The following is a 25,129-nucleotide window of genomic DNA, read 5'->3' as shown; positions in this document are numbered from 1 at the left end:
TCTGGCTTACCAGGTATTTCCCATGATCCAAAGCAAGCTTGTTTTTCTCAAAATTTCGGTGATGTTTCTGATGATGGTTATCGGGTGGTGGTGTGCCCGCTGGCAATATCTCACCACCACTTTAACCAAGGCGTTAAGTCTGCTTGTGGTACAGGTGACCTTTCCTGCTTTGGTTTTCGTTCAGATGCTTGAAACGGTCAGTTTTGCATCGTTACAGCGAGGGTGGTGGATTCCTGTTTTTGGAGGAGTCAGCATTGTTTTGGCGGCCTTGGTCGGTAAAGGTCTTATCGGTTTTTTCCGGGTTCCGCCAGAAAGTCGGAAAACGTTTGTTTTCCTTGTGGCACTTCCGAACTGGGTATTCCTACCTTTGCCGATTGCGGCGGGCCTGTATGGTGCCGAGGGCGTGCGATTCGTTCTGCTTCTTAACTTCGGTGCCCAGATTACCCTGTGGACGTATGGGATCCGTTTACTGCAGGACGGTGAGGCCGAAAAGCAGTCTGCTTGGCGGATGCTGTTAAGCAATTCCGGGGTGCTGGCGACTCTTGTGGGTGCCGGCTTGGCCTTATGCTGGCCGGGAATAGCCGCGCCAGCAGACTCTGACTCGGGTCTGGTTTGGGGACTCACCATTAATAGTGTGCTGGGGGCGTTAAAAATGATCGGAGATCTGACGATTCCGCTTTCGTTGTTGGTTGCAGGTGCCCAATTGGCCGAATTGATGCGATCCAGTCAATTTCAGTGGCGTCCATTATCGGGCGTGATTTTAGCCCGGCTTGTTGTGGCTCCACTGGTGACACTTTTGGCGCTCAAAGCGGTCACGCTATTGATTGGTGTGCGTCTGACTGAAGTGGAGTTTATCACTTCGACGGTGATTGTATCCATGCCTGTGGCCATCAGTTGCTCCATGTTTGCCGACCATTACAACGGGGATCGTGGCTTGACTGCGAGTAGTATCTTTTTGACCACTCTGCTCAGTCTTCTCACGGTTCCTGCCGCAGTGTGGTGCTGCCACTGGCTCTTGTAGAATCAGCCGGCCGTTGGCAGTGATCAGTAGGCAGTGAGTTTAATAATCTGTCTACTGTCAACTGCCTGCTGCTTACTGGAGTACAGCCCCTGTATTCGCACTGGTAACCTGCTGGGAATAGCGTTTGAGATATCCTGAAACAATCCGGGGAATATACGGGGTGGCTTCAGCACGGCGGCGATTCAACTCGGCCTCCGAGACATCGACTTCGAGTTTATGCTCCTGAATATCAAGATTGATGATATCGCCTGCCTTGATGAGGCCAATGACACCCCCAGCTGCGGCTTCGGGTGAAACATGCCCTACACAGGCACCCCGTGTGCCGCCTGAGAATCGGCCATCCGTGATCAGGGCGACACTCTCGCCAAGTCCGGCACCCATGATGTAAGAGGTGGGGGCCAGCATTTCCTGCATTCCCGGACCGCCACGCGGGCCTTCATACCTGATGACGACACAGTCGCCAGCCTTGACCGCCCCTTTGAGAATTCCGTAACAGGCGTCTTCCTGGGATTCGAAAATTACGGCAGGACCACGGAATTTCAGCATGGAGGGGGCTACACCAGCTTTTTTAACGACTGCGCCACTCTCCGCCAGATTGCCCCATAGAATTGTTAGGCCGCCATCAGCGGAGTAGGGCTTATCGACAGGGTGAATGATCTCAGCATCCTTGACTTCGGCTCTGGCCACATTTTGCCAGATCGTTTTGCCAGTTACGGTTGGAGCGTCTCGGCTGATAATGCCGTGAATGGCCCCGATTGATTTGATAATGGCACTGATGCCCCCTGCACGGTCCACATCCTCCATATGGTGGGGCGAGGAGGGTGCGACCTTACAGATATTAGGACATTTCTTGGAGATCTGGTTGATCCGGTTGAGGTCATACTTGATGCCTGCTTCATGGGCGATGGCAAGTGCGTGAAGGACGGTATTGGTGCTGCCCCCCATGGCCATATCGGTGGCAAACGCGTTGTCGAGTGACTTCTCGGTGACAATTTCCCGGGGCAGGGGACCGCCCGCTTTGGCCATCGCGACGATGCGGGTGGCGGCGAGGCGGAATAATTTTTTCCGGCGAGGATCAATCGCCAGAATACTTCCGTTACCCGGTAGTGCGATGCCAATGGCTTCGCAGAGACAGTTCATGGAATTTGCAGTGAACATTCCCGAACAGGAGCCACAACCCGGGCAGGCATGTTCTTCAAGTGATTGAAGGCCTTGATCGTTGATCTTGCCCTGTTTGTGGGCTGCCACGCCTTCGAATACACTGATCAGGTCGACGGCTTTTCCATCGGGCATCCGTCCTGCGGCCATCGGTCCACCACTCACCATCAGGGTGGGAACATTGGCGCGTAACGCTCCCATGAGCATGCCGGGCACGATTTTATCGCAATTTGGGATGCAGATGACGCCATCAAAACAGTGAGCCTTGATCACGGCCTCCACGCTGTCGGCAATGATTTCCCGGCTTGGCAGGGAGTACTTCATGCCGGCGTGACCCATGGCGATTCCGTCACAAACACCAATGGTATTGAACTCAAAGGGAATACCGCCAGCTTTCCGGATGGATTTCTTGATCAGTTCAGCCACCTTGTTCAGATGAACATGGCCGGGGATCATTTCGTTAAATGAATTACATACGCCGATAAAAGGCTTATTGAAATCGCCTGTTTTCACCTTGCCCGTTGCCCGCAGCAGGCTGCGATGGGGTGCGCGTTCAGTTCCCTGTTTGATTTGGTCGCTATTCATAGTGTTCCTTTTCGTGGGATTAAAATATGATGCCTACTCTATCGCAGCGCTACGGTGGTGTCGAGTCAGGAAGTGCGACAACTGCAATCATGAATACCTTCTGGCCCGGTACATCATCCGCACCGTCAGAAAAGCGATTTCTTATCAAAATATTGCGTTTCCGGACGAGGCATTGCATAGTCTTGCCCCACTTACAGGAGCGAGATGAGCATGAAGATTGGAATTATTGGGGCAGGACATGCAGGAGTGGAGGCGGCGAAGGCGGCGCGTGAGAATAGGGCGGAGGTGACCCTGTTTTCTAACGAAACCGTGGTACCATATTACCGTCCTCGGCTGGTTGCATTGGCGTTTGGGCAGGCTGAGTTCTCTGCCATACAAATCAAACCGCTGGAGTGGTATGCTCAGCAGGCTATTGCACTCCGATTGGCTGCGGAAATCGCCTCGCTGGATCCTCTCCATCATCGAGTGAGTACGGCCCAGGGCACTGAATCGTTTGATGGCCTGATTATGGCAATTGGCAGTAATCCCGTTTTGCCCCCCTTTGTAAAAGACGGCGGTGGTTTCATCTGGCCGTTGTGGAATGTTCAACACGCCGAAGCCATTCGAAGTCGAGTGGGTAAGGGTAAGCGCTTAGTGATTGTCGGCGGGGGAATTCTGGGCATTGAGGCGGCATTGCACGGTGTTGAGGCCGGAATGAACGTGACCATTGTGGAACTGATGAGCCGCTTGATGCCGGCACAATTCGGCACAAGGGCTTCATGTGCCCTTCTGCGCGGGCTGGAGGAGCGTGGAATTCGCGTTGTACTGGGACACGGTATCGCATCGGCAAAGCCGGGGCCGACTTCGGTAACCCTTGGACTGGATAAAGGCGAACCGCTGGAAGCAGACTTATGTCTGGTTTCTATTGGTGCAAGACCAGACAAATCCCTGGCGACCTTGGCGGGTCTGGCCTGTGAAAGAGGGGTGCTCGTGGATGAATTTCTTCAGACCCCGGCCCCTCATTGTTATGCTGCTGGTGATATGATCCAATTTGAAGGGGTGACCCGCTGCTCCATGAAAGAGTCGGCGGCACAAGGGAAATTGGCGGGGCTAAACCTGATGGCATCGTTGCAAGGCCGGGGCGGGCAAGTCTATAACCCAGAAACGGTTCCTCTCACATTCCGCTCCAAGAATTTTGAAATCTACGCGATCGGCGCGGTTTCTGCGTCAGGCACCGAAGAGCAGATTCTGGACGGATCCACTGAAACGCTCATCCGCGCTTTGGTGCTGAAAGATGGAGTCCCTGTGGGGGTTCAGATGATTGGAACGCGGGAAGGTTTTGATTCTTACGCCGCCGAGGTGAAAAAAGCCGGAAAAATGTAAGACGTGAAATGTGAGACGTTAAGAGGCCGGCTTGGGCTTCCATAGCTTGCAGCCGACATCAACAATGGCACTAGGCACATCTTTAACATCGGTACTTTTTCCGTGCTCCATAAACCATTTGCATCCGCATGGAAAAACGTTACCGCCTAATTGGCAATACTGGCAAGACCAGCATGATTTTGTTTCTGAAGACATAAGGGCACGATATCAAAGATCGTGAGAAATACAATGAGAGTATGTGTATTGGGGAGTGGAAGTGGCGGAAATTGCACCTATGTTGCATCCGCAACGACGGCTGTTTTAATTGATGCCGGTCTAAGCGGGCGCGCCACGGGGCTACGTTTGGCTGAATGCGGAGCCTCCGTGGAGTCTATTCATGCCATTTGTGTGACACATGAACATAGCGACCATACCTCAGGCCTTGCCGTTCTGCATCGTGGCGGAAAAGTCAAACTTTACGCCAACAGTGGAACGATCGAGGGCATTGATGCCCGGGCTGGGAACGATAAAAAATTACAATGGAATGTTTTTTCAACGGGTGCAAATTTTCAGATAGGGGATCTTTCCATCGATCCTTTCTCTGTTCCTCATGATGCTTATGATCCTGTTGGCTTTGTCATTCGTTGTGGCGAGATCAGGGTAGGGGTTGTGACGGATATGGGAATGGTCACAGGATTGATCCGGGAGAGACTGAGGGGTTGTAATGTTTTGGTAATTGAGTCGAATCACGATGAACAAATGCTCAAAGACGCAGACCGTCCCTGGCATCTCAAGCAGCGGATTAGTGGACGACAAGGACATCTTTCGAATCAGCATGCTGCTGAATTGCTGACAGAGATTGCTGGTTCGCATCTAAAAGCCGTTTTTTTAGCGCATTTAAGTTCAGAATGTAATTCGTCCGAACTGGCACTACGCACGGTATCAGATGCATTGAAAAATCAAGGCCATCTGCATGTTCGCGTTGTGGTCGCTCCTTCAGACCGTGTGAGTGAGGTTTGGAGTGAATAAGTAATTGTTAAAAAAATAACAATTACTTCTTGCGTTATCCTGTATGTGGGAGTAATTACTGTTCCGTTTTAATTTCGTTCTTCATGGTGTATTCCATACTCCCTCTGAGGGGTGGACTATGTCGCGGGACGGGTGTTGTTGGTTCGGAAGATGAAACATTATGGAAAGGTTCAGCAAGTTCATGAATAGGTCAAGGTTGTGGATGGGTATCTGTGTGGCGTTGGCAGTCTTGGGATTTGGGGCAGGCGCGGCAATGGCCAGCGAAGCTGATCTTAATCTCCCTGATTTAGGAGCAGTACATTTTTCCGCATTGGGCGGCCTCTCCGGAACGACCTTGATGCTGATCGGAATCGGTGTCTGTTTTCTTGGACTCGGCTTTGGTTTGATTCAATACGTCAAAACTGAGAAACTGCCGGTTCACAAGTCCATGAGCGACGTTTCGGCAATCATCTGGGAAACCTGTAAGAGCTATCTGGCACAGCAGGGGAAATTCCTAGCGATCCTTTGGGCGCTGATTGGCGTCTGTATGATTTACTACTTCCTGATTCTTCAGAAAATGACCTGGGGTAGCGTTCTTCTGATTCTGGCCGCCTCGATCCTTGGTATTCTGGGATCCTACGGTGTGGCGTGGTTCGGCATGCGCATCAATACGTTTGCCAACAGCCGTTCGGCTTTTGCCGCCCTTCGGGGAACCCCCTGGGATGCCTTGGCCATTCCGATGCGTTCCGGCATGAGCGTAGGAATGTTGCTGATCACGGTTGAGCTTTTCTTCATGATCTGCATTCTTGTGTTTCTCCCTTCTGAACTGCGAGGCCCCTGCTTTATCGGATTTGCCATTGGTGAATCTCTGGGGGCGTCCGCTCTGCGTATTTGTGGTGGTATCTTCACCAAGATTGCGGATATCGGTTCTGACCTGATGAAAATCGTATTCAAACTTCCTGAAGACGATCCCAAGAATCCCGGTGTAATTGCCGATTGTACGGGTGACAATGCTGGCGACAGCGTTGGCCCGACGGCTGACGGGTTTGAAACCTACGGGGTAACCGGGGTTGCTCTGATCACCTTTCTGGCTTTGGTGCTTGGTGCCGGCACGTTGTGTGCCCAGCTGATCGTCTGGATCTTTGTGATGCGTATTCTGATGATCATTTCTGCTTTGGCAGCCTACCTTGCCAACGATTGGCATTTCACCTCTAAGCTGAAAAACGCTAAAGAATTCGACCCGGAGCATCCGTTGACGGTTCTGGTGTGGTTGACCTCTTTTGTTTGTATCGGCGTCACCTACGTTGCCAGTTATTTCCTGTTGGGCAATATTGAGGTCAATGGTGCGGCACAACCGAATCTCTGGTGGGTTCTTTCGACCATCATCTCCTGCGGTACAATTGCGGGTGCATTAATTCCCGAGTTTACCAAGGTTTTCACCAGCACGAATGCCATCCATGTAAAGGAAGTGGTTACTGCGTCCAAGCAGGGCGGCGCTTCTTTGAACATTTTGTCGGGATTTGTGGCCGGTAATTTCTCGGCCTTCTGGGAAGGCCTGACCATGCTGGTACTTATGTTGGGTGCGGCACTCCTCGCCGGTCATCCGGCGGTTGCCAGTCTGATGCCTGCAGGGCTGGAGTTCGCTGCGCCGATCTTTGCCTTTGGCTTGGTCGCATTCGGCTTTTTGGGCATGGGTCCCGTGACCATCGCGGTTGACAGCTTTGGCCCGGTGTCCGACAACGCCCAGTCGGTGTATGAGTTGAGTCGCATCGAATCCATTCCCGGCATTGAGAAAGAGATTGAGAAGGATTTTGGTTTCAAGCCTGACTTCGAAAACGCCAAACTCAACCTGGAGCGGAATGACGGTGCGGGTAATACCTTTAAAGCGACGGCCAAGCCGGTGTTGATCGGAACCGCTGTAGTGGGCGCCACGACCATGATCTTTGGCATCATCCTGATGCTGGGCAAGACCAAGGCCTATGAGTTGGCGAAGGTGGCGGCGGCAAAGGCGGGCGAAGTGTTTGATCACACGGCGGCCCTCACGGCGGCGCAGACCACGGAAGGTGTTAATTCCGTTATCGCCAGTCTCAGTCTTGTGCAGCCTGAGATTGTTCTCGGACTCCTTATGGGTGGTGCGGTGATCTACTGGTTTACCGGCGCAGCAACGCAGGCGGTGGTGACCGGTTCCTACCGCGCGGTTGTATATATCAAAGAGAACATGAATTTGAATGCCGAGACGGCTTCGATCAAGGACAGCAAAGAAGTGGTGAAGATCTGCACGATTTACGCGCAGAAGGGGATGTTTAACATCTTCGTCGCCATCTTTTGTTTCGCTTTATCGCTGGCTTTTTTTAACCCGTATTTCTTCATCGGCTATCTGATCTCCATTGCCTTCTTTGGCCTCTACCAGGCTATTTTCATGGCGAATGCCGGTGGCGCGTGGGATAACGCCAAGAAGATCGTGGAAGTAGATCTGCGGGCTAAGGGCACGGAATTGCACGCAGCCACGGTGGTGGGTGATACCGTTGGTGACCCCTTCAAAGACACCTCTTCGGTGGCGATGAACCCGATCATCAAGTTCACAACTTTGTTTGGTCTGTTGGCAACGGAAATTGCCGTGGCCATGACGAACACGACCATGAAGTACGCGATCGGCGCTGTGATCTTTGCCGTAGCGTTGGTCTTTGTGTACCGTTCGTTCTATTGCATGCGCATCCCTGAGGATAAATAATCCGATTCGATGTGATTCGTACCCCCGCGCCGGTAACGGTAGCGGGGGTTTTTTTTGACAAGAATGGCTGGGGTATGATTCCATGTACGATATGAAGGTAATATTTTTAGGAACAGGCACTTCGGTAGGTATCCCGGTGATTGGGTGTGAATGCACGATTTGCCGCTCCCCGGATCTGCGCAATCGGCGTCGGCGTTCAAGCATTTATGTCGAGGCGGGCCGATTTCACATTGTTATCGACACCTCTTTGGATTTCAGAGAGCAGGTATTGGAGTATCGTGTACCGCGTATCGATGCGGTGTTGATTACCCATTCCCATGCCGATCATATTTTCGGTCTGGACGATATTCGCAGGTTCAACACGATGCAAGGGGCTAGCATTCCGGTGTATGGCTCTCAGGGGACTATTACCGATCTCAAACGGATTTTCTCCTATGTGGATCAAGCGGTACCCGAACCCGGGGTCTACCGTCCGCAGATCGATTTCCTGGAAATCAAAGGGCAAATCCCTGTTGGCCCCTTTATGGTGAACGCACTGCCTGTGTTACACGGTAAAACTGAAACTTGTGGTTTTCGGCTGCAATGGGACGGGTTGACGCTGGGGTATGTTCCGGACTGCAAGGTCATGCCAGAGTCGACTGTGGCGGCTTTCAAGGGGGTTGATGTGATGATTCTTGACGGATTAAGACATCGGAACCATCCCACCCATCTGTCAGTGGCGTCTGCATTGGGACTCTTGACCAAAATCGGGGCCAAACGTTCCTACCTGACTCACGTTTGCCATGATTTGGATCATGAAGAGACACAGGAATCCCTGCCGCCATCCATCTATCTTGCATGTGATGGCATGACGCTGACCTGGTAATTTCGGGAACAGAGTAAAATTTACAGGTCTGTGGCTGCCCTTTTTCTGTGGCGCTGTAAGCGGCTTCCTGACATAATAACCGGCCGAATTAAAGTGTCTTAGGGCTGGGTTCATATGAATTACGCACAACAAAAAGCAACAGGACAAATTGTGATTTTGCCATCGCTTCTGGCAGCGGACTTCGGTCATCTTGCCGACGGGGTTTGTTTAGCGGAAACCTCTGGAGCTGACGGGCTGCACCTGGACATTATGGATGGGCATTTTGTGCCCAACTTGAGCATGGGGCCGGATGTTGTGGCCATGGCTAACCGCACCTCCGATATTCCGTTGAGCGTTCATTTGATGATGTCCAAGCCGGAAGCCTATTTGCTGCCCTTTATCAAAGCGGGCGCAGATGTGCTCCTTATTCATATCGAAATTGAGGGCGATGTCCTCGGCATGCTACGCACGATTCGCAAGTTGGGCGCGCGACCAGGCATTACGCTTAATCCTGATACCCCTGCGGATTCTGTATTTACTGTACTGCCGGAGGTGGATGAGGTGCTTTGCATGTCCGTGCACCCCGGCTATGGCGGACAGGCGTTTATTCAATCCGTGGTTCCGAAAATTAAAACTCTCCGTGAGACCGTCACAGCTCGTGGATTGAATGTGGATATCAATGTGGATGGCGGTATTGATTTAAAGACCGTCTCCTTAGCGGCTTCAGCAGGCGCGAATGTGTTTGTTGCGGGTACTTCACTTTACCGGGCCCCAAATATGCGGGAAAGTATCGCCGCTATGCGCGCGCTCGCAGCCCAAACTTATGATTCGATGAAGGACTAATTATAACCGATGCATCTCCAAGATCAAATTAATCTCAAAGCACTTCCCGCTATCCGGAACTTCTGTATCATCGCCCATATCGATCATGGAAAATCCACCCTCGCAGACCGACTGCTTCAACTGACCGGAACCATCGAAGCCCGGGTGATGCGTGACCAGGTCCTCGATAGCATGGATCTTGAGCAGGAGCGCGGGATTACCATTAAAAGTCATCCTGTAACCATGACCTACAAGGCCAAGGATGGCATCGAATACGAGCTAAATCTGATTGATACCCCCGGGCATGTGGATTTCACATACGAAGTATCGCGCAGTATGATGGCTTGTGAAGGCGCCATTCTGGTGGTCGATGCGGCCCAGGGAGTGGAAGCACAAACAGTTGCCAACACTTATCTAGCCATCGAAAATAACCTGGAAATCATGCCTGTGATTAATAAGGTGGATTTGCCCGGCGCCGAGCCAGAGGTCGTGGCCAAGCAAATCGAGGAAATTCTCTCCATCCCAGCTGATAACGCCTGTCGGATAAGCGCCAAAAGCGGATTGGGTATAACAGATATGCTGGAGGAGGCTATCCTGCGTCTCCCGCCGCCAAAAACCTGCGAGGACGGATACCTGCGCGCCATGGTATTTGACTCCGTATACGATGCCTTCCGCGGAGTTGTTACCTATATCCGGATGGTGGATGGGGAACTTAAGGCCGGGGACCGGATCCATCTGCTGGCCAGCGGACTGGATACAGAAGTCAAGGAAGTCGGGCGTTTCCGCCCCAAGATGGAGCCTTGTAAAAAATTGACGGCAGGGCAGGTGGGGTATGTCATAGGTACCATTAAGGATTCCTCCGATATTAAAATTGGCGACACCCTGACCATGCACAATAAGCAGGTCACCAAGCCCTTGCCCGGGATGAAGGAAATTCACCCCATGGTGTTCAGCGGGCTCTATCCGGTTGATACAGCGGACTACGAAAAGCTGAAAAAAAGTATGGAAAAACTGCGGTTGAACGACAGCGCTTTCACTTACCAATCGGAATCCTCCGTCGCCCTGGGTTTTGGGTTCCGTTGCGGTTTTCTTGGACTTCTGCATCTGGAAGTCGTTCAGGAGCGCTTGCGCCGTGAGTTTGATCTGGATGTGATCAGTACTTACCCCTCAGTAATCTATCGGATCCATTTACGGGATGGTTCCATGATTGAGGTGGATAACCCCCTGCACCTGCCAGATCCCACGCGAGTTGATCACATGGAGGAACCGATGATCCGTGCCTTCATTATTTGTCACAATGAGAATATTGGCGATATCCTCCGGGTCGTCATGGACCGACGCGGAACAGTTGAAAAAACGGACACACTCGATTCCAAGCGCGTCATGTTAAGTGCCACCATGCCACTGAATGAAATCCTGATTGATTTCCACGACTGTCTCAAGAGCATCAGTCGCGGATATGCATCCATGGACTATGAGCATAATGGCTATGCGCCGAGTGATCTGGTGAAGATGGATATCTTACTGAATGGGGAAAGTGTTGATGCCTTCTCCTGCATTATCCATCGGGACAAAGCTGTGTCACGCGGACGCCAGATGTGTGCTGCGCTCAAAGACGTCATCCCCGCGCATCAGTTTACTGTTCCTATTCAGGCGGCCATCGGTAAAAATATTGTTGCGCGCGAAACCATTAAAGCCATGCGAAAAGATGTAACCGCTAAGTGTTATGGTGGCGACATCTCCCGAAAACGGAAATTGCTGGAACGCCAGAAAGAAGGCAAAAAGCGCATGAAGGACATAGGCTCTGTCAGTGTGCCTCAGGAAGCGTTTATTTCCGTGTTGAAGACCACAGGTTGAGAAAAGGCGGAGACTACGATGGCTGGATATTTTCAAAAGCGTAAATTCGTAAAACACGGCAATGAATGGGTGCGCCATGCTGAGTTATGCCGGCATCTCCGTGAAGATGTGGTCCTGCCGCAAGCTTTGGAATCTCTGAATAAAGCGGAAGCGGATCTAAAAAACGCCATCACCCAAAAAGATATTGCTAAGATTGAGTCTGGTTGTGGGGCTGTTCAAAAAGCCGTCTCGGTTCTCATGCCGCTCAAATCCTTTTCCGGATTCAGGGAGAATATCGAGGTATTTGTAGTGGCTATTGCTGTTGCCATGGCTTTTCGAACCTATTGTCTGCAACCCTTCAAAATACCCACAGGTTCCATGCAGCCAACCCTTTACGGCATTCACTATGAACCAACCGAGGGGAAGGGGATATTTGATACTGTTCCGCTCAAATATGCGCAATGGTTGTTTTTCGGGCAAACCTATACGGAATGTACGGCCCAGACAGCAGGTACCATCCGGGGGCCTTATTCCATGCGGCGTACGGGAGACGGAGTCGGCGAAGCCGCCTATGAGATTGGCGGCCTTGCCCATACCATTCCTATCGGATTACCTCTGACGGTGCAGAACGGGGACGAAGTGGTTACTGGACAGGTGATCGCGCGGGGATATCGGATTACCGGTGATCATCTTTTCGTGAACCGGATCAAGTGGAACTTCATGAAGCCTTCCCGGGGAGATGTCATGGTTTTTCGCACTGATGGAATCCCGATTCGCGGGCTTACCGAACAGACGCATTACATCAAACGAATGTGTGGTTTACCCAACGAGTCCATCTCCATCCGTGAGCCGTATTTATACATAAATGGGGCGCCAGTTATGGAACCTATGGCCATCCGTCGGATTGCGGAAAAAGCCCCCGGATATGCAGGCTATTGCCTGGGAGAGATATCGCAGGGAGCTGAATTCATCCGCTCGACCAACGACGTTCGAACGCTGGGCCCAAACCAATATCTGGCCTTGGGCGACAATACCCATAACAGCCTTGACGGCCGTTACTGGGGAACTGTTCCTGCCGAAAATCTGGTAGGCCCTGCCATGGTAGTGTACTGGCCCTTCTCCCGGCGATGGGGTTGGATTCAGTAGGAAGTCGAGATGCACCCAGTCCAATGTGCCGACTTTCAACTTTGGACTAATGACTTTGGACTTCCAACGCATGATATGGCCCCTGATTGAATACCGGTTTAGCTGAGGCGGGTGGTTTCCAATCAAATTGATCTGAATAGATCAGCAGGCTGCCGGGCTTGAGTGGTTTTGGCGCCAAGTGCAGGGGAGTGGGCCAATAACCGGCTTTCAGGAAAACAGTACTCTCATCAATGGCTGTCATGGCGGCAGAAAATACCTGATCGGGAGGTCGGGTCCGAGCCCATTGCACCAATGCCGTCAGATCCTTTTCCGGGGGAGCCTGAAAACAGATGGGCAGGAAATGGACCATCAGGCTGACTGCAACAACCAGTAGGGCTGTAATATTCAAACCATGCCGATACCATTGACGGAGGGGCCGCCAGGCACATGTGGTAATCCCATAAGCGGCTATCATCGCCGCCATGGGATAGAGCGGAAGTTCATAGCGCGGTCGCTTGTCTGGAAACAGGGTTAGGACAATGGCCCAGATGCCCACCCACACTGACGCCAACAATAGCATTTGGCGGTGGTGCCGCGATACCGGACCATGCCACCAGCGAAAAAAACCAGCAATCAAGGTAACCATCCAGGGCCAATAGGAACGTCCGATTTCGACAACGTAGTACCATACGGGTTCACGGTTTCGATGCCCCTGTAAGCGGGCTACAACTTCATGACCAAAGTATTGTCGGATAAAGGTGTCTCCGTAGAGGTGAATCATGGAAAGGTGCCACGGTAAGGCGATCAGTAGTGCCATCAAGGTCACAGCAAGAATCGAAGCGTAGGAATGACCTCTGTATCGTTCTCCATAGTGTTGTAAGCGGTCTCGTCGCTCAAGAACCAGCCAGACAAAGAGAATGGGCAGCATTACCAGCGCCATCAACGGTTTGCACATCAAGGCCAGGCCTAGCGGGATCCCCGCCAGCCAAGATATACGCCGGTCACGGCTTTTGGTGGCTGCCAGCCAGATCCAGACGGCGGACAACATGAACAGGAGTTGCCACATATCCAGGCAAATCTCTCGCGAACGGCGGAAGAACTCATAGGAAAGGGCCAGGACGCACCCGGCGGCTAGGGCGACGACTCTTCCTGACAATTGGCGCGTAATACCAACGGTACATAATACGCAGCCAGCGGCGGCAAGTATGGCGGGGATGCGCAGGGCGGCAAGGCTAAGGCCGAAAAGATGCAAAAAAAGGCCGTGAATCCAGAATACGAGAGGGGGTTTATTGAAATAAAGGACAGAAGGATGCTCGTGGGGTGTCCAAAATAGGGCGGGGTTTTGCCAGGCTTGCAACCCAATGGCCGCATAATGTGCCGTTTCAATCCGGAAATCACCCTGTTCAAGATGGGGCAGAGTGACTGCCAAAAGCAGCAATACCGGCAGCGCATAGATCCAGAATCGTCGTTTCATAATAAGTCAGTCGCTGGAAGATATTGCATCCGGCGCCAGCTTGCACTAATTTTCTGGCATATGTTGTCAAAGTACATAGGGCCATCCATTGAAGAACGGGCGTTTGCAGCCTTGTTGGCGACCGTATTCACGATCACATTTTCAATTGCATTGGGACAACTCTGTGCGGCGGCATGTCTGTTACTTTTCCTGCTGGGGCTCTTTAAGCAACAAATCACATGGTGCAGTCCGGCGGGGGGCGGCCTGGCCGTGTCCTTTATCATCTTCGCAATCATCCTTTCCGCCATTCATGGAGAGGTCGCCAGTTTATGGACAAGAGTGGGCCGGTTATTCTGGTTTATCCTGATTCCTGTCACGGCATCTCTTGTGGCGGCACCCAACCGTAACGGGAAACTCATTGCGGCGTTTCTGGCCGGTTGCGCTGTACTTGGGTTAAAGGATCTCATTGTTTACCCGATACTGGCTTGGCGAAAGCCCTTGCCGGATTTCCTAACCGCCCTGATTGACAAAGGTTCCATGACTGATGGACAGATGCTGATGTTGGGAGTGGTTGGATCGGTATTGATCCTTTTGATGGCGATCAAAGAGCGGCGCTCCTTGCCTTGGTGGGGGTGGGTGATACTGCTCGCCCAGTTGGCCGGTTTGATCATCAACTTTAAGCGGGGATCCTGGTTCTGCGCCATGATCCTGATCGGGGTTGCGGTTTTAATGCAACTCCGGTGGCGCGCCTGGCTCATCATGACCGGTTTTCTTGTAGTATTTTTCATGCTTCCTCCCGTCCAGACCAGGATGGTGCAATTGAAACGAGAATTTAATGTGGAAGGCGGGGGGCGGCTCACAATGTGGTTTAAAATCGCACCCGCCTTGATTCAGGAAAATCCTGCCGGGCTCGGTTTCGGATGTCTGACCAACGAGAAAATGAAACAGGTTTTCAGGCATGTAGAACCCAATCGAAACCATCTTCACGCCAACTGGGCCCAAGTGTTGGTGGAAATGGGCTGGTTGGGACTAGGGCTCTATCTCGTGTGGATGGTGAAAATGTTGCTGAATCATCTCACATGGGTGCGCCGCTCAAAAATGGCGACCGCGGAAGAACGCGGTGTAGCCTGCGTAGCCCTATCTCTTTTGCTCGGGCTCTTGTTGAATGGTTTGGTTGAATATAATTTTGGAGACACTGAACTCATGTTCATCTATGCCGTAATTATGGGTTTATCAGGGACTTGCATCGGCAAGTCTGAATCTGTAAAGTATCACGCATTATGAATCAGGACGACAAACCATCGATGAATCCAGCCTTAAGTTCGGTATTGATTCAGGCTTTTGTGCCTGCAACAGTAGGTCTGATTTTCTTTCTATTGAAAAAGTCCATGACCGCCAATGTGCTTTGGGGCGTCAGCGGTATCTTGCTTGTATCCGGACTATTTATTCCTCCCGTTTTCAACAGGATTGAGCAATTTGGGCGCTGGTTTGGGAAATGGGCGGGCATGGTTATCACCTGGGTATTATTGGTGCCTATGTTCTTTCTGGTATTTATGCCAGGCCGATTCATTCTAAAGATGCGCGGCATTGATCCGATGTGCCGAAAATTCCCAACGGATGCCAAAACGTATTGGGTACCGCGCAAGCCGGTTACGAACCTGGAAGAATATAAGAGGCAATTCTGATGAATATTCTTGGGATCAGCGCATTCTATCATGACTCTGCAGCAGCTTTGGTCTGTGACGGAGAAATTATCGCCGCCGCCCAGGAAGAGCGGTTTACTCGCAAAAAACACGACCCTAATTTTCCATTGAATGCGGTCAAGTACTGTCTCGCGGAACTCGAAAAGCGTGGTGGCACTTTGGATGCGGTGACCTTTTATGACAAACCCATCCGGAAGTTCGAGCGCATTCTGAAAACCTACTTCAGCACGGCGCCGAAGGGCTTGCAGTCATTCATGATGGCCGTGCCACTTTGGCTGAAGGAAAAACTCTGGATCCCGATGGAAATCGAGGAAGCACTAGAAAAGTGCGGCCTGAAAACGATCCCTCCGATTTATTTCCCGGAGCATCATGAGTCACACGCCGCCAGCGCTTTTTTCCCGTCCCCCTTTCAGAAGGCGGCCATTTTGACCCTGGATGGAGTAGGGGAATGGGCGACGAGTGCCATTGGCCTAGGGGATGGCAACAAGCTGGAGATTCTTGAGGATTTGCATTTTCCTCACTCCCTCGGGTTGCTCTATTCGGCCTTTACTTACTTCACCGGCTTCCGCGTAAACTCAGGTGAATACAAATTAATGGGGTTGGCCCCATATGGAGAGCCGAAGTATGTGGATGTCATTTGGGATAATCTTCTGGATATGCGCGAGGATGGCTCGTTCCGGCTGAATCTCAAGTATTTCGGATTTGTCGATGGGCTTACGATGACCAATGATGCGTTCGCCGGTTTATTTGGGGGTCCCGCCCGCTCCTCAGAAAGTGAAATTACCCAGCGCGAAATGGATATCGCCAGGTCCATCCAAGTCGTCACTGAAGAAATTGTGATTCGCATGGCGCGACACGCTAAAAAGATTACGGGGGCAGATTACCTCTGCATGGCTGGTGGGGTAGCGTTGAATTGCGTGGCGAATGGCCGACTTCTTCGTGAAAATCTTTTCAAGGATATCTGGATTCAACCTGCTGCGGGCGATGCCGGTGGTGCCCTGGGAGCGGCGCTGATGGTGGCCTATCAGGTCATGAAACATCCTCGTCAGGCGGACAATATTCATGACTTTATGAAGGGCTCTCTCCTCGGTCCGGACATTCGGGATGATGCCGTTGAGGCCTTTCTTAAAGCTAATAACTATCCCGGTCATAAATATGATCGTCAGCCATGGGCAGACGAGATCGCCAGACTTATTGCTGCCGAAAATGTCATTGGGCTGGTTCAGGGGCGTATGGAATTCGGTCCGCGCGCGCTGGGCGGGCGCTCTATTATCGGTGATGCCCGATCACAGAAAATGCAGTCGGTCATGAATCTTAAGATCAAATACCGCGAATCGTTCAGGCCATTTGCACCGGCCTGTCTGGTGGAGCGAGTGAGCGACTATTTCGAGTTGGACCGGCCTTCCCCTTATATGTTGCTGGTGGCGCAGGTGCAAAAAGCGCGCTGTAAGGGACTGGAGGATGTGGGGCGTTTATCGATTCGTGATCGCATTAACCAGGTGCGTTCTGATATTCCGGCAATCACTCACGTGGATTACTCTGCTCGAGTTCAGACCGTTTCACCCGAAAGTAATGCCGGGTATTATGACATTATCAAGGCCTTCGACAAACTGACTGGATATGGGGTAATCATCAATACCTCGTTTAATGTCAGAGGCGAGCCGATTGTGTCGACACCTGAAGACGCTTATCGCTGCTTCATGCGGACAGAAATGGATTATCTGGTATTAGGCTCGTATATTTTGTCGAAGAAAGAACAACCGCCTTGGCAGGACAAAGCCAACTGGCGAACGGAATATGCTCTAGACTAAGGGATACGTTATGCGCTTTTTTAAACATCTGGGACGGCTGCTTAAAGAATTCGGGAGTTTTGCCTGGCACAATAAGGCTTGGTGGATTATCCCGGTAGTTCTTGTGTTACTTCTGCTCGGGATTTTTATTGTCGCCGGCCAGGCGGTCGCCCCGTTCATCTACACTCTGTTCTAATCTTATGACCGTTTAATCAGCCCCGCATCCAGCTGAATCAGGTAACGTTTACGGTACCAGACAAAACCGAACAGGTCAAAAATCGTTCGGGGTAATCGTTTCATGTTGGTGTATTTTGACGTTCCCATGGTGCGAGCGCGGTGATCTACGGCGACTTCCTTAATTTGACGGCCATTCAGTTTGAAATAGGCGGGCATGAACCGGTGCACGCCCTCCACATGAGGAAGGTCGGGAACACAGACTTTACGAAAGACCTTGAGGCTGCACCCCGTATCACGAATCCCATCATGGGTTGCCCAATTTCGGACGCGGTTGGCAAGGCGTGAGCCTACCCGGCGTGCCCAGGCATCCTTTCGTTTGGCACGGAACCCGCAGACGGCATCGAAATCCTGGAGTTCCTCCAGCATGCGGGGAATATCGGCGGGATTGTTTTGCAGATCTCCGTCAATCGTGACCAATATATCACCCGCAGCCATTTGAAGCCCAACCAGCATAGCATGGCTCTGACCTCGGTTCTGATCATAATGAAGCCCGCGAACCGTATAAAATTGAGTTTGCGCCTCTAATATCCGGGCCCAAGTTTGATCGCGACTACCATCATCAACCAGCAAAACTTCGAGATCGGGAATGGACGTGTGGAGTTTGTGGAGTTCTCCCGAAAGAGGTAACACATTGTCCTGTTCATTGAAGACCGGAGCTACAATTGAAACTTTCATAATTATTAATACTCCTGTGCAGGTATGTACTGGTCAGAAAATGTGAGATCCAAATTCACTAATCGGCGGCCCCGTTCCTCGGAGGCGCGCAACGCACTTGCGAGGGTTATCAATTTATGCTCCGCTTTCTGCCTCAGGTCTGGTAGTTTTTGATCCATGTCCTCCCAGCCAACTTTAACGCGCTCACCTGCTGTCAGACACATTTCAAGATGGTCTTTGAACCCCACTTCAATGGAGGTAATTTTGACCTGCTCACCCAATTTCGACCTGTTACAAATATCCACAAGCTCAATCGCGTTCATTGCAGACTGGTCGACTTTCCCTCCAGGTTTAAGATTCGTATCGGCATATCCAATAATGACAGGATAGTCCCGTCCACCTGCCCTGAGGTTGAAAACACAACCTTCACGATCCACCGCCAGGGAGCCCCAGCGTCCCAGCCTGGCAATGGGGATTCGCTCAACAACTTCAATGCTCAAGGTATGAGGCAGATGGCGCTGAAGTTTAACCGATTTGGCTATGGGGGCCTTGCGCAGGAAATCGGAGCGCAGGGAATAGAGGTTTGAGGAAAACATGTTGGAGCCTTCGCCAATGTTCATATATTCCCGAACATGAGCTGAGGTAATGGTGGCACCCTCAACCCGAATTTCGAGTTTTTGAATGGTGTAATTCGGGTTCTCCCAAAATAACATCGCACTGAGTTTCCACGTCAACAAGGCCCCAAGGCCAATCGCAAGAAGGCCCACCAGCGGGATCCAGACTATTTTAGGAAGAGGTGGTTGTTTTTCACTCAACCGTTGGTCGCGCCGGGTATTAATCTTGGAGGATTCCCCTCGCTGACTTTTATCTGAATCCCCAGATTTACTTTTATTAAACCACATATCATCCTCCTGCTGGCGGTAGAACCGCTGTTTCCAGAGTTGCCATCTCCATTATTTGCCAGCATAGCTCGTGAAATTCAATCCCTGCAGCCTGCGCCGCTTCGGGGAGCAGGCTGGTCTCCGTAAATCCCGGAATGTTATTCAGTTCCAACACAAACAATTCGCCGGATTCCGTGAGCCTGAAGTCCACCCGCCCCAGTCCCCGGCATCCGAGTGCTTTAAATGTCTGGAGTGCGATGTCTCTGACCCTATTGGCCAGATCTTTATCAAGCGGGGCAGGGCAGAGATGCCGGGATTGTCCCTTGCTGTACTTGGCATCGAAATCGTACCACCCGTCCGGCGCCAAGATTTCGACTGCAGGTAGGGCCGTCTCGCCTACCACTCCCACCGTCAGTTCACGCCCCGGTATAAACGCTTCAACTATGATTTCGCCATCATACCGGAGTGACTCACGAAAGGCCTTTTTCCATTCTTCGGGACGGCTTACCTTAAAGATTCCGATGGTCGAACCCTGACAAGGAGGCTTAACCACAACAGGCAAGGGCAGGGTGAAATATCCACCAGCCCCTAACGTCTCGTAGGGGGCTGTCGGAATGCCTGCCTGGACAAAAACCTCCTTGCTCAACCTTTTATCAAAAGCCATCCGGCTGGCTCTTGGGCCGGAGCCGGTGTAAGGAATTTTTTGAGCCTCCAGCAGCGCTTGAATCTGGCCATCCTCACCAAACTCGCCATGAAGGGCAATAAAAACAGCATCGACAGGTTCCGGCAGAGTGAGAGAACGTTCTGTAATATCCACCTCAATCACCTCGTATCCCGCCGCCCGCAAGCCTATGGCTACCGCGGCGCCTGACTTCAGTGAAATACTACGCTCAGATGATGGACCGCCTTTGAGTACGGCTACCTTTTTGAATTTTCGGGGATTTGCTTTCACTTTTATCCTGATCTATATATAGAGTTTGAGAACGGCTTCGCCGGTATCCCAGCGCTTCAAACGATTGATATCCATGGTTAATTGCGCCTGCTGCGCAGAAAGGTCATCACGGGCCAGTTCCTCCGTGACCGACTGAAGTTGTTGTTCCACCTGAATACGGCGTTTCTGAAGTTCGTTACGCCACATTCCCAGAATCAGACCTTCGACAGCCTGCCGGTCATTTCCTTCCAGGCCTGCCTTGTGCGGTGCACTAAGAACCTGGGCGGCAAAAGTTGACAGGTTGCGCTCCGCATCATCACGTTCGGTAAGCAATTGCATGACATCGACCCCTTCACGTGAACTGTCGCGCAGTACCTCAAGAAAAGCACGACAGGTCGGATCCGTGATCATGGTGAAGGGCAGGAAAAGTTCCATGATGGTGACTAGATCTGGATTTGTTCCCAGATGCTCGGCCAGAAGCACTTCGTTGAGCGGACGTTCGATTTTATCCGGCTTAATACTGGTATCGGCAACCGGAGGAGGCGCATTTCTCCGGAGATGTCGCAGTTCGACATGCAGGGCGTCTGTCGAAACCCCCAAACGCCGTGCAACTGTCTGAACCAGAACATCCCGCTGGATGGCATTGGGACTCTGACTGATGGTGGCCAGGGCTGCCTTACTCACCTTCATCATTCCGACTTCCGTCCGAATATCTTCCTGACTCAATAGTAGATTGAGTTGGAAATCAATCGCGGGTACAGCTTGGGACAAAGCTTTTGCAAAGGCCGGAGCCCCTTGTTTTAAAATGACAGAGTCAGGATCTTCACCTTGTGGCAGGCTGGCGACGCGTACGGCAAGGCCCATTTGCATGAAAACCAAGGATGTTTTAAGCGCGGCGTTTCGACCCGCTTCATCAGAATCAAAGACCAGAACCACACCATCCGCATAACGTTTCAAGATGCGCGCATGATCCTCGGTGAAGGCAGTGCCTTGTGCTGCCACCGCGGTTTTGAACCCCGCCTGATGACAGCGGATGACGTCGATCTGGCCTTCACAAATAATGGCTTCACGGGTTTCAACGATTTCCCGGCGAGCCCGGTCAAGCGCATATAGAATATGGCTTTTCCGGAATAGAGGCGTTTCCGGGCTGTTGACGTATTTTGCGGCTTTCGGATCCTGTAACAGAGTTCGTCCGCTAAAGGCCACGATCCGTCCTTGTTCGTTACGAATAGGGAACATGATCCGACTGCGAAAACGGTCATAATAAGGATTGGCACCACGATCCTCTTCACGCCTGATAAGAAGACCGGCGAGATCAAGCATTTGAAGTGGATGCCCCTTCTTCAACGCCCACTGAAGTAGAAAGTCCCAAGACTCGGGAGCGTACCCGATCATGAAGTCTTCAATGACTTCCGTGGTGATTTGCCGCTTATGGAGATATTCGCGCGCAATCTGGGCATCAGGGCTTTGCAGAAGTTGTCGATGGAAAAGAGCGGCCGCCTCTTCATGGATGGTTAGGAGGATTTCCTTATCGGCGTAAGGTTCGGATCCCTTTTTAAACTGGAGAGGGATTCCCGCTTTTTCGGCCAGGATTTTGATGGCGCCTATGAAGTCGACATGTTCATAGAGCATTACGAATTTGAAAACATCGCCTCCTGCACCACAACCAAAACAGTGAAAGATCTGGCGTTGGCGATTGACGTTGAACGAGGGGGTTTTCTCCTTATGGAAGGGGCAGAGCGCCTTGATGATCGTGCCCTTCTGAGGCAAGGTGATATAGGCGTCAATGACGTCCACAATATCGCAACGGAAACGGATATCGTCCAAAACAGATTTTGAGATGAGGCCAGCCATGAGCGAGGTTATTCTTCCCATTTCTCGCGTTTACCAGCGCGTTCTTTACGAGCATTTTCAATGATGCCCTCACCCTTTTCCACACGCGATGAGAGCCGGTGGATGAGTTGAGTCTCAGCGCCAAGCACTTCCCTGGAAATCCAGGAACGTTGGCCTACCGCAGCGGGACATTGATCTGCAGGAAGATAATTAAACGCCATGAACACAAGCAGGACTATCCCTGCAGAAGTGAGCCCCCCCGCCATGGCGCCTCCAAGTCGGTCAATCCAGGTGGTAAAAGTGATTTTGAGAAGGTAGCGAAGGAGGGCGTAGAGAAGCATGACGGCAAGAATGGGCGCAACCACAAGCATGAGGAAGGCGGCTAAGCGGGCCAGTTCTGCCGGTATGGAAAACTGGTAAACCAGCCAATCACGCAAGGGTGTGAACCCATTTACCAAAGCTGCGGCAACCGAGAGTCCGGAGAGTACCAATGCCATCTGCCCCGAGAGTCCTTGCCGGAATCCCGCAATGATCCCAATCAAGATGACCATGATACCTACAATGTCGGCAATTGTAAAACCCGAATTATGCATGGAATACGCCTCCCCAGTTAAAAGTATTTGACTCGGCTACGATTATCCCGGGCGTCGGAGTTCTCCTTTTGAGAAGTCCTTGCTGGTGGGGGAAGCGTGGCAGGCTTGCGTATTTTTTCAGTCATTGCCATCCGGGCAATAACGGTATGAGAATCATTTTTTTCGAGCGCAAGATAACGCTGGAAATACTTTTTACCCTCGCTCTGATTTTTCAGCCAGTCACGGTTGATAACGCCCAGATTAAATAAGGCGGGCGCGTAAGCAGGGGTGTCAGAGATGATTTTGAGCAGACGGTCACGGGCAACAATGGCCCCCGTGGTATTCAAATCGACAACGGCCAGTGCGGTTTGGACACTCGGAGAGCGTGGGGAACGCTTAAGTGCCTCTGTAAGAAGCACTGTCGCTTCAGGCCAGCGGTTATTATCCATCTGAATACTGGCAGCATATTCCAATGGACTGGGATCATTGGAGGCCATTTCTGCCACCTGCATGAAGCCGGCCAAAGCATTGTCCTGTTGCCCCAGTTTAAGCTGAACAATGTATAGATTCATAAGCGCATTGATGTTGTCAGGATCTTCCTGCAACGCCTGCGCGAGCAGTTTCTCGGCGTTTTGAAAATGACCTTGCTCAATGGCCGTAATGGCAGAAGATACAGGCTCGCGCCCGCATCCGGTCAAAAGCAATGCTCCAAGCATGATCCAAATAATTCCGTATAAAATGTGCTTTTTCATCTCTGTGTTTTTCGTTCTGTGAACTATACCACGCCCTTACGGGATGGCAATTCTTGAAACTCAACTGCAGAGGGCCAGAAGCACCCCGGCAACCACCGCTGAACCAATGACGCCGGCAACATTAGGGCCCATGGCGTGCATCAGCAGGAAGTTGTGGGGATTGGCTTCAAGTCCCAGCTTATTTGATACCCGGGCGGCCATGGGGACGGCCGAGACGCCCGCCGAACCAATAAGTGGGTTGATTTTGTCCTTACTGAATACATTCATCAGTTTGGCCAGAAGCACTCCCCCCGCCGTTCCCACGCAAAAGGCGAGCAGTCCCAGCGTAAGAACTCCGAGTGTTTCAACCGTCAAAAACTTGGCTGCGGCCAGCTTAGACCCCACGGCAAGCCCCAACATAATCGTAATGATATTGATCAAGGCATTCTGAGCGGTATCAGATAACCGGTTTACCACCCCGCATTCCTTGATCAGGTTTCCGAACATCAACATGCCGATGAGTGGAGTGGCTGAGGGGAGAAGAAGAATACATAGGAGTAGCGTCATGATGGGAAAAACAATCCGTTCAGCTTGTGAGACATGTCGCAATTGTTTCATTTCGATGGCGCGTTCCCGTGGAGTCGTCAATAATCGCATGATGGGTGGCTGAATGATCGGAATCAGTGCCATATAGGAATAGGCCGCCACAGCAATGGCCCCCAGCAGATTGGGTGAAAGTCTGGATGTAAGGAAAATAGCGGTAGGGCCGTCGGCGCCACCGATAATGCCGATCGAGGCCGCATCCTGAAGACTGAAATCAATCAGACCTCCGAAAAATCGCGTCAGCGCCAAAGCCCCGATAAGGGCAAAGAAAATTCCGAATTGTGCCGCTCCGCCGAGAAGGGCTGTCTTAGGGTTCGCCAGAAGAGGGCCAAAATCTGTCATGGCCCCAACTCCCATAAAAATCAACAGCGGGAAAATGCCGGTCTGAATTCCACCTACATAAAAATAATAAAGGAGACCGCCTGGCTGTCCTGCAAGTCCAACCTCTGCCATGCCCGCGATGGGGATATTGGCCAGGATAGCCCCAAAGCCGATGGGGAGAAGTAACAGCGGTTCAAACTGTTTTGCTATGGCCAGATAGATCAGTCCGAGCCCCACGAGGATCATGACTGCCTGTCCGGCGCCTTCAGGGATGATCGTGCGTCGCGGGGCATTGTCAGTGATCTCAGCGGCAGTCGCCTGGAGACGGGCTGCCAGTACTTCAGCCTCTTTCTCAGATAGGGTTTTGGGGTAAATAAACCGATAAATGCCCGTTTCGAGCCACAGCTTTTTAAATCCGCCACTGATGGACATCGCTTGAGAGCGGTGTGACTCGACTTGCGCCGGACCGGATGGAGTGTTGGCTAATGAAAGGTCCGCCATACTTAGAAGAATAACCGTCGAAAGTATTGAAATAATAAAATTTTTCATAACGGAGCAAGTTTGTGACATGTTAATTGGTGGATGCGATGAGCTGGCCCGTCTTGACCTGCTGTCCTGCCGTGATGGCAACTAAAGATATAATTCCAGTTACCGGCGACCTAACCTCAATTTCCATTTTCATGGCTTCAAGAATACAGACCACTTGACCGGCTTGAATGGGATCGCCTTCAGATACTAGGAGTTTGACGACTTTGGCGTTCATAGGAGCTTTGATGGCCGTTGTGTCTATTGACTCATGGGGTATCGCACCGTTAGCGGCATCCAGCCCTTCGGCCACATTGACCTCATAACTTTTTCCGTTAATCACCGCAGAGTTCTCATTCATTTGAACTGCATATTTTTTGCCATTTATGCTGACTGTATAGCTGGCAGGGATAGGGGTGTGCGG

Annotated in this window: 22 protein-coding genes; 12 read left to right on the top strand and 10 right to left on the bottom strand. The window is 51.6% G+C overall.

Annotated elements, in window-relative coordinates; all coding sequences use genetic code 11:
• Positions 1-22 precede the first annotated feature (22 nt).
• The gene (locus WCI03_07785; GenBank protein ID MEI8139752.1) at positions 23-1,021 is read left to right on the top strand and encodes an AEC family transporter; all 999 of its coding nucleotides are present in this window, start codon (positions 23-25) and stop codon (positions 1,019-1,021) included.
• A 72-nt stretch (positions 1,022-1,093) separates the two neighbouring features.
• Here WCI03_07785 and ilvD read toward each other — a convergent pair whose 3' ends face one another.
• Positions 1,094-2,764: a dihydroxy-acid dehydratase gene (gene ilvD / locus WCI03_07780; protein MEI8139751.1), complete on the bottom strand. Its 1,671-nt coding sequence runs from the start codon at positions 2,762-2,764 to the stop codon at positions 1,094-1,096.
• A gap of 204 nt (positions 2,765-2,968) precedes the next feature.
• Here ilvD and WCI03_07775 point away from each other — a divergent pair, with 204 nt between their 5' ends.
• From WCI03_07775 to lepB, 7 genes are all read left to right on the top strand, one after another.
• Positions 2,969-4,126, top strand: a complete 1,158-nt coding sequence (locus WCI03_07775) for an FAD-dependent oxidoreductase (protein MEI8139750.1) — start codon at positions 2,969-2,971, stop codon at positions 4,124-4,126.
• A 228-nt stretch (positions 4,127-4,354) separates the two neighbouring features.
• Complete coding sequence (locus WCI03_07770; protein MEI8139749.1) at positions 4,355-5,134, top strand: MBL fold metallo-hydrolase; 780 nt, start codon at positions 4,355-4,357, stop codon at positions 5,132-5,134.
• Positions 5,135-5,315: 181 nt separating this feature from the next.
• Positions 5,316-7,844: a sodium-translocating pyrophosphatase gene (locus tag WCI03_07765; GenBank protein MEI8139748.1), complete on the top strand. Its 2,529-nt coding sequence runs from the start codon at positions 5,316-5,318 to the stop codon at positions 7,842-7,844.
• A 91-nt stretch (positions 7,845-7,935) separates the two neighbouring features.
• Complete coding sequence (locus tag WCI03_07760; GenBank protein ID MEI8139747.1) at positions 7,936-8,709, top strand: MBL fold metallo-hydrolase; 774 nt, start codon at positions 7,936-7,938, stop codon at positions 8,707-8,709.
• A gap of 114 nt (positions 8,710-8,823) precedes the next feature.
• Positions 8,824-9,531: a ribulose-phosphate 3-epimerase gene (rpe, locus tag WCI03_07755; protein ID MEI8139746.1), complete on the top strand. Its 708-nt coding sequence runs from the start codon at positions 8,824-8,826 to the stop codon at positions 9,529-9,531.
• Positions 9,532-9,540: 9 nt separating this feature from the next.
• On the top strand, positions 9,541-11,367 hold the full coding sequence (lepA, locus tag WCI03_07750; GenBank protein ID MEI8139745.1) for a translation elongation factor 4: 1,827 nt from the start codon (positions 9,541-9,543) through the stop codon (positions 11,365-11,367).
• Between the two features lie 18 nt (positions 11,368-11,385).
• Positions 11,386-12,492: a signal peptidase I gene (gene lepB / locus WCI03_07745; GenBank protein MEI8139744.1), complete on the top strand. Its 1,107-nt coding sequence runs from the start codon at positions 11,386-11,388 to the stop codon at positions 12,490-12,492.
• A 46-nt stretch (positions 12,493-12,538) separates the two neighbouring features.
• On the opposite strand, the gene WCI03_07740 is transcribed toward lepB, so the two are convergent.
• Positions 12,539-13,945, bottom strand: coding sequence for a glycosyltransferase family 39 protein (locus WCI03_07740; GenBank protein MEI8139743.1), 1,407 nt, complete (start codon positions 13,943-13,945; stop codon positions 12,539-12,541).
• A gap of 60 nt (positions 13,946-14,005) precedes the next feature.
• On the opposite strand from WCI03_07740, the gene WCI03_07735 reads away from it, so the two are divergent.
• From WCI03_07735 to WCI03_07720, 4 genes are read left to right on the top strand one after another with little or no spacing between them, the layout of a single operon-like run.
• Positions 14,006-15,208 carry an O-antigen ligase family protein gene (locus tag WCI03_07735; GenBank protein MEI8139742.1) on the top strand — a complete coding sequence of 401 codons (1,203 nt, stop codon included), beginning with the start codon at positions 14,006-14,008 and terminating at the stop codon, positions 15,206-15,208.
• The gene (locus WCI03_07730; protein ID MEI8139741.1) at positions 15,205-15,609 is read left to right on the top strand and encodes a hypothetical protein; all 405 of its coding nucleotides are present in this window, start codon (positions 15,205-15,207) and stop codon (positions 15,607-15,609) included. The genes WCI03_07735 and WCI03_07730 overlap by 4 nt, the downstream gene beginning before the upstream one ends.
• Positions 15,609-17,438: a carbamoyltransferase gene (locus WCI03_07725; protein ID MEI8139740.1), complete on the top strand. Its 1,830-nt coding sequence runs from the start codon at positions 15,609-15,611 to the stop codon at positions 17,436-17,438. The genes WCI03_07730 and WCI03_07725 overlap by 1 nt, the downstream gene beginning before the upstream one ends.
• Positions 17,439-17,448: 10 nt before the next feature.
• Complete coding sequence (locus WCI03_07720; GenBank protein MEI8139739.1) at positions 17,449-17,613, top strand: DUF5989 family protein; 165 nt, start codon at positions 17,449-17,451, stop codon at positions 17,611-17,613.
• Positions 17,614-17,615: 2 nt separating this feature from the next.
• Here WCI03_07720 and WCI03_07715 read toward each other — a convergent pair whose 3' ends face one another.
• The 8 genes from WCI03_07715 to WCI03_07680 form a co-directional block, all read right to left on the bottom strand.
• The gene (locus WCI03_07715) at positions 17,616-18,329 is read right to left on the bottom strand and encodes a glycosyltransferase family 2 protein (protein ID MEI8139738.1); all 714 of its coding nucleotides are present in this window, start codon (positions 18,327-18,329) and stop codon (positions 17,616-17,618) included.
• A gap of 5 nt (positions 18,330-18,334) precedes the next feature.
• Positions 18,335-19,210, bottom strand: a complete 876-nt coding sequence (locus WCI03_07710) for an FtsQ-type POTRA domain-containing protein (protein ID MEI8139737.1) — start codon at positions 19,208-19,210, stop codon at positions 18,335-18,337.
• A 1-nt stretch (position 19,211) separates the two neighbouring features.
• The gene (locus WCI03_07705; GenBank protein ID MEI8139736.1) at positions 19,212-20,141 is read right to left on the bottom strand and encodes a D-alanine--D-alanine ligase; all 930 of its coding nucleotides are present in this window, start codon (positions 20,139-20,141) and stop codon (positions 19,212-19,214) included.
• Positions 20,142-20,153: 12 nt separating this feature from the next.
• On the bottom strand, positions 20,154-21,995 hold the full coding sequence (dnaG, locus tag WCI03_07700; GenBank protein MEI8139735.1) for a DNA primase: 1,842 nt from the start codon (positions 21,993-21,995) through the stop codon (positions 20,154-20,156).
• Positions 21,983-22,546 (bottom strand): CvpA family protein, encoded by a 564-nt coding sequence (locus tag WCI03_07695; protein MEI8139734.1) that lies wholly within the window; start codon positions 22,544-22,546, stop codon positions 21,983-21,985. The genes dnaG and WCI03_07695 overlap by 13 nt, the downstream gene beginning before the upstream one ends.
• 17 nt (positions 22,547-22,563) lie before the next feature.
• Entirely contained in the window at positions 22,564-23,277 is a 714-nt protein-coding gene (locus tag WCI03_07690; GenBank protein ID MEI8139733.1) for a tetratricopeptide repeat protein, read from the bottom strand.
• Positions 23,278-23,337: 60 nt separating this feature from the next.
• Positions 23,338-24,681 (bottom strand): sodium ion-translocating decarboxylase subunit beta, encoded by a 1,344-nt coding sequence (locus WCI03_07685; GenBank protein MEI8139732.1) that lies wholly within the window; start codon positions 24,679-24,681, stop codon positions 23,338-23,340.
• Between the two features lie 70 nt (positions 24,682-24,751).
• Positions 24,752-25,129: acetyl-CoA carboxylase biotin carboxyl carrier protein subunit (locus WCI03_07680; GenBank protein ID MEI8139731.1), on the bottom strand; the 378-nt coding region annotated here is incomplete at its 5' end.

The sequence above is a fragment of the bacterium genome (assembly GCA_037143175.1).
In the GTDB taxonomy this organism is placed as follows: Bacteria; Verrucomicrobiota; Kiritimatiellia; order CAIKKV01; family CAITUY01; genus JAABPW01.
This window is presented reverse-complemented; position numbering and strand designations above follow the sequence as displayed.